Consider the following 5241-nt stretch of genomic DNA (forward strand, 5'->3'; position numbering starts at 1 on the left):
AGAGCTGACAACGCCGCTGTTCACTGATTCGCTGCTGCATGCCCCGATCCTTTCCTGGTCCGTCCCGTCCAGCTCGATGACCTGGCACAAGCCCGGTAGCCGGTATGAGAGCCCAGCGCTGCTGACCACACAGCACACCCCGCTGTCACTGACCATGTAGCCAATACGCTCCAATGGATATTCCGGGTCGATCGGAACATACGCCCCGCCCGATTTAAGGATACCCAGAATACCTACGATCATATCCATGCCCCGGTCCAGACAGATACCCACCAGGCTCTCAGGGCCCACACCCAACCCGCGAAGGTAATGGCCCAGGCGGTTACTGGCCACATCCAGCTCCCCATAGCTCATCGCCCGGCCCTCGAAAACCAACGCTATCGACGAGCTATCCGCCTTCACCTGCCCTGCAAAAAGGTCCAGAATCGTCTCGTCTGCCGGGTAAACACTGCTCGATACATTCAAACCATTTACCAACCGCTCACGCTCAAATGAATCTATAAGCACAATGTCGCCAACAGAGACACTCGCATCAATTAACGTTGAAGACAAAATCTTCCCATAAGAACTAAGCATGCCAGAAATTGTCTCAGCAGAAAACAATTCGTCGCGATAAACTAAGCTCGCGGCAAGTCCATGGGCCGTTTCCGATAAGCTTAGTGTCAAATCGAACTTTGAGTAGATTTCCCTGACCCCTAACGGCTGAACATCCAGACCATCAATCGTTAATGGCTCAGTGTTATTTTCATCTTGCAAAACAATCAGAACCTGGAAAAATGGACTTTCTGCGAGGTCTCTCGGCAAGGCGAGTGCTTCGACGACTTTTTCAAACGGGACATCCTGATTTTTGAAAACCCGGATAGTATTTTCCTTAACCGAATCAAGGATATCTTTAAATGAAGATTGTCGATTAATAGTATTTCTTAATGCTAGGGTGTTCGAGAAAAAACCAATCAGTCCTTCCAGCTCTTTGGCAAACCTTCCTCCGGTGGAAGTGCCCACGCAGATATCTGTTTGACCGCTATATCGGTGCAAAAGTGTATAAAAAGCCGATAGCAAGTAAACGAACAGCGTAACGCCATGCTCTTGTGCACTATTTTTCAAACGCTGCAATGTGCCAACATCAAACAGTTGATGCTCAACAGAACCACGCATACCCACCTGAGGCCGATATCGAAAATCTGACAAAAGCTTAAGCCGCTCCAACCCGGCCAAATAAGATTTCCAAAAGTCAATTTTGCTATCAAAACCCGATTCTGCCAATCTCTTACGTTCCCACAATGCAAAGTCCGCGTACTGAATCGGCAGTGGCGCTATTGTTGGTTTTCGGCCGTGTCGGTACTCCTTGTAAAAGCTCGAAAGTTCACTTGCTAAAATCGCTATCGACCCTCCATCGAACGCAATATGATGCAAAAGCAACACCAGGACGTATTTATCGACTTGACGCTCAAATAGTGTAGCTCTGAACAAATAATCCTTTTGCAATTGAAAAGGTGTCTGGATGACCGACTCGATCAAAACATCGATATCAAGCCCTTCCTTGCGGATTTGTTCTTTGGAGACGAACTGCATACCCCATTCAGAAGATGGCATAACACGTTGATAGCCGATGCCATCAGCTTCCACTATTTGTGTACGCAAAACCTGGTGGCGTTCCAAGATACTTCTAAGCGCCATTTCCAGGGCATCAATATCCAAATGCCCCTTAAGATCAACAACCCAAGGCATATGGTACTGTTTACTACCTGCGAATTTATCGATGAACCACAAACGCTCCTGGCTATACGATAATCGAACAAGGTCAGGTCTATTGGCGCCAAGGGCAGGAATGCTGTAATCCTTCCGCTGTTTTCCCTCAATCACTTCGGCTAATAGCTCAAGGGTGGAATTTGCAAAAACCTCACCGATTGTTACCTCTGTCGATAGTTCAGACCTGATTGCCGCAATGAGTCGAATTCCCAAAAGAGAGTGTCCACCCAAATCAAAAAAGTCGGCGCTACCAGATACCTCCGGTACTTCCAAAAGTTCTGTCCAGATTTGAGCAAGCTTAGATTCGGTCTGACTGCCCGCTTTCCAGTTTTTCTTTGTCGAATCTTGCTCCGGCTCCGGCAACGCTTTCTTATCGACTTTGCCGCTGCTCGTTAAGGGAAAAGCATCCATTACCACAAAGGTAGCTGGCACCATATAGTCTGGAAGTCTGGCTTCTAGATAACTTGCTATCGCTGCCCTGTCAAATTCATCCTGACAGATAATGTATCCAATCAAACGGCCTTCCGCTGCTTCTTTCCTTTTATAAACCACCGACGCATGCAGAATACCTGGCGCGGATTGTAAAACCGCTTCTATTTCACCAAGCTCAACCCTGTTACCACGAATTTTTAACTGATCATCTTTTCGTCCGATATATTCAATATCACCCTCGGGCAGCCATCTCGCCAGGTCTCCAGTGCGATACAAACGTTCCGGCCCAAAATTCCCGATGCTGTGAACGCTGAATTTTTCTGCCGAAAGGTCTTCCAAATTCAAGTAGCCATTTGCCAGCGACTTTCCACCCAGAAACAATTCTGCTTTTACCCCATGGGGAACGGGCCGAAAGTTTTCATCCAGTATAAAAGCTCTGACATTACCGATCGGCTTCCCAATCACAACTTTCCCATTGGCCAACACTGGTCTATCAGTCAGAATAGAGCTGACTGTATTTTCCGTGGGTCCGTACGCGTTAATAACCCGGATTCCCTTACCGGAAAGTTCTTCGACCAGCTTCTTATTTAACATTTCACCAGCCGAAATCAGGGTCTTTACCGAATGCAGCTCGTTTTTTACTTCTGCCTGATAAGATGGGGGTAGCGTAACCAATTCAATCTGATGACGCTCAATCAATTCTTTAAATAAGGCACGGTCAAGGATCGCATTCTTCGAACAAAGTACCAACTTGCCGCCATACAACAACGTACAAAATATTTCATGAACTGAGGCGTCGAAGCCAAGCGAAGCAAATTGCAGCACACTGATCCCGGCGCGCAGCATTAGTGCATCCTTTTGATTAAATACAAGATTAACTACGCTGTCATGTGACACGAGAACCCCCTTGGGTTGCCCGCTTGAACCAGATGTATAAATAATATAGGCCAGACTTTTGGTATCGATTAAAATGCCGGGGTTTTCCATAGGCATTTCCAAAAGAGAAGTTTGGGCCAAGTCAATACGAAAGACCTGGCAATTCCCCGAAAAGCTGTATTTACTTAGTCTTTGTTGATTTGTAATCAGGAAACTAGCTTGCGCGTCATCCAAAATAAAAGAAAGTCGCTCGATGGGACATTCAGGGTCGATTGGTACATATGCTGCACCTGCTTTCAGGATTGCAAGAATCGAAATCACCATATCCAAACCCCGTTCCTGGCAAATCGCTACTCTGGCCCCTGAACTGATTCCATGCTTTACAAGAAAATGGCAAAGTTGGTTAACCCTTTGGTTCAAGCGCTGATAGCTTACTTCCTCTTGCTCAAAAGCCAGAGCGGTCTTAAGGGCTGAGGTTCCGACTTGCTTCTCAAAAAGACTAACCAGAGATTCTGAATCGGGAAAATCAAATTTTGTCTGATTATAGCCGTCAACAATCATCTCCCGCTCAGCGGATGTGATTAATTCCAGTTCACCAAGGATTGTCTTCTCAGCTGAGATTATTTGCCTCAATACATTTTCATAATGAAGCAACATATTCTCAACATAGCTATCTGCTAAAAGAGTAGCATTATAGTTAAAGGTAACGATGATTCGCCCGGCTGCTACAACCTTGATGCCCAGCGGGTAATTGGTTTGATCGTAGGTAGTCGCATTCTCAATACCGACTGATAGGTTGCTGGAAGCGAGTTTTTCGCTCACCGGATAGTTTTCGAATACAAAAATCGAGTCGAAAAGATCACGCTGTATATCTGCCCACTTCTGTATGTTGTTCAGCGCGGAGTATTGATATTTACGGTTTTGGACTTGTTCGTCTTGCAAATTCTGAAGCCATTGAGCAATGTTTTGATTTTCTACTATCGTCGATCTAAGCGGAAGTGTATTGATGTATAGCCCGACACGGTTTTCAATATTTGGAAGATCCTCGGGACGGCCCGAAACGGTTACACCGAAGATGACATCCTGGGTTTGGTTGTAATGATGCAACAGAATTGCCCATACACCCTGCATAAGCGTGTTAACCGTTACTCTGTTTTTTTGAGCAAAATCTTCTATTTCTTTCGTAAAGTGGCCCGTTAGACTCAGCACAGATTCCTTATAGACCCCAACGCCTTTATTGCGCTGCAAATCATCATCAATCAATGCCAAAAGTGTCCCGCCGTTTACCCCATGCAGGTATTGCTTCCAGTGCGCTTCTTCATTGGTTTTATCCTGCTTTTCGATATATCTGATATAATCCTCATAACGATCTTCAAAATCGCTTGCGGGAAACTCACCAGACATTCTAAGCTGATAGAATTCAAAAAGCTCACTCATGATGATCGGCAATGACCAGCCGTCAAATAAGATATGATGGCAGGTCCAGATCATCCGGTGCCTTTCCGGCCCAGTCTTGATAAGTGTCAAACGCATCAGGGGAGCTTTTTCAAGGTCGAACTTTTTTGCCCGGTCTTCAAGCTCAAATCCAAGGAGCCGCTCATGCTGTTCTTCTTCTGAAAACGCGCTAAAATCCAGCAGATCGGCATTGAAAGACACATGGCTATGAACGCATTGCACAGGCAGTTTCAATTTATCATAAGAAAAACTGGTCCGCAGAATCGTGTGCCGCTTTATGATATCTTGCCAGGCTTGCTCGAAAGTGGTTGCGTCTAGCTCGATAAGATCGCAAGCAAACTGCTCTATGTATGTTGCCGCTTGCTGGTCATACAGGCTATGAAACATCATGCCCTCTTGTAAGCCACTCAGCCGGCAGATTCCTTGAATTTGACTAGACTGCTCACCGTCTCGCGAAATGAAATCAATAAGCGCTTGCTTGTTGGATTTTATAAAATCGGTGATTTCCTGATTTCTCTTTAGCTCGTCTATTTGTGACTTGGTGACCTTTTTGCTATCGGCCTTTAAGCTAAGTTTGTCATTTTCATAGGCCAATGAAAAGTTCATGCTCTTAAGCCGGCTGACAAAATCCTTTAGTTCCATTTGAATAGGGTTAGAAGTCCATTATATTTTCAAAATCCGAAGTGTCTTGCGAGAGAAATTTGTCCAGTTCTTCGTAACTGATCTCAG

The 5241-nt window shown here is 45.5% G+C and carries 1 protein-coding gene; it reads right to left on the minus strand.

The window, feature by feature from the left end; translation table 11 throughout:
- Positions 1 to 5154: amino acid adenylation domain-containing protein (locus AAHB90_RS32225; RefSeq protein ID WP_342089450.1), on the minus strand; the 5154-nt coding region annotated here is incomplete at its 3' end.
- Positions 5155 to 5241: the final 87 nt, after the last annotated feature.

The organism is Dyadobacter sp. OTU695 (assembly GCF_038440355.1).
Classification (GTDB): Bacteria; Bacteroidota; Bacteroidia; order Cytophagales; family Spirosomataceae; genus Dyadobacter.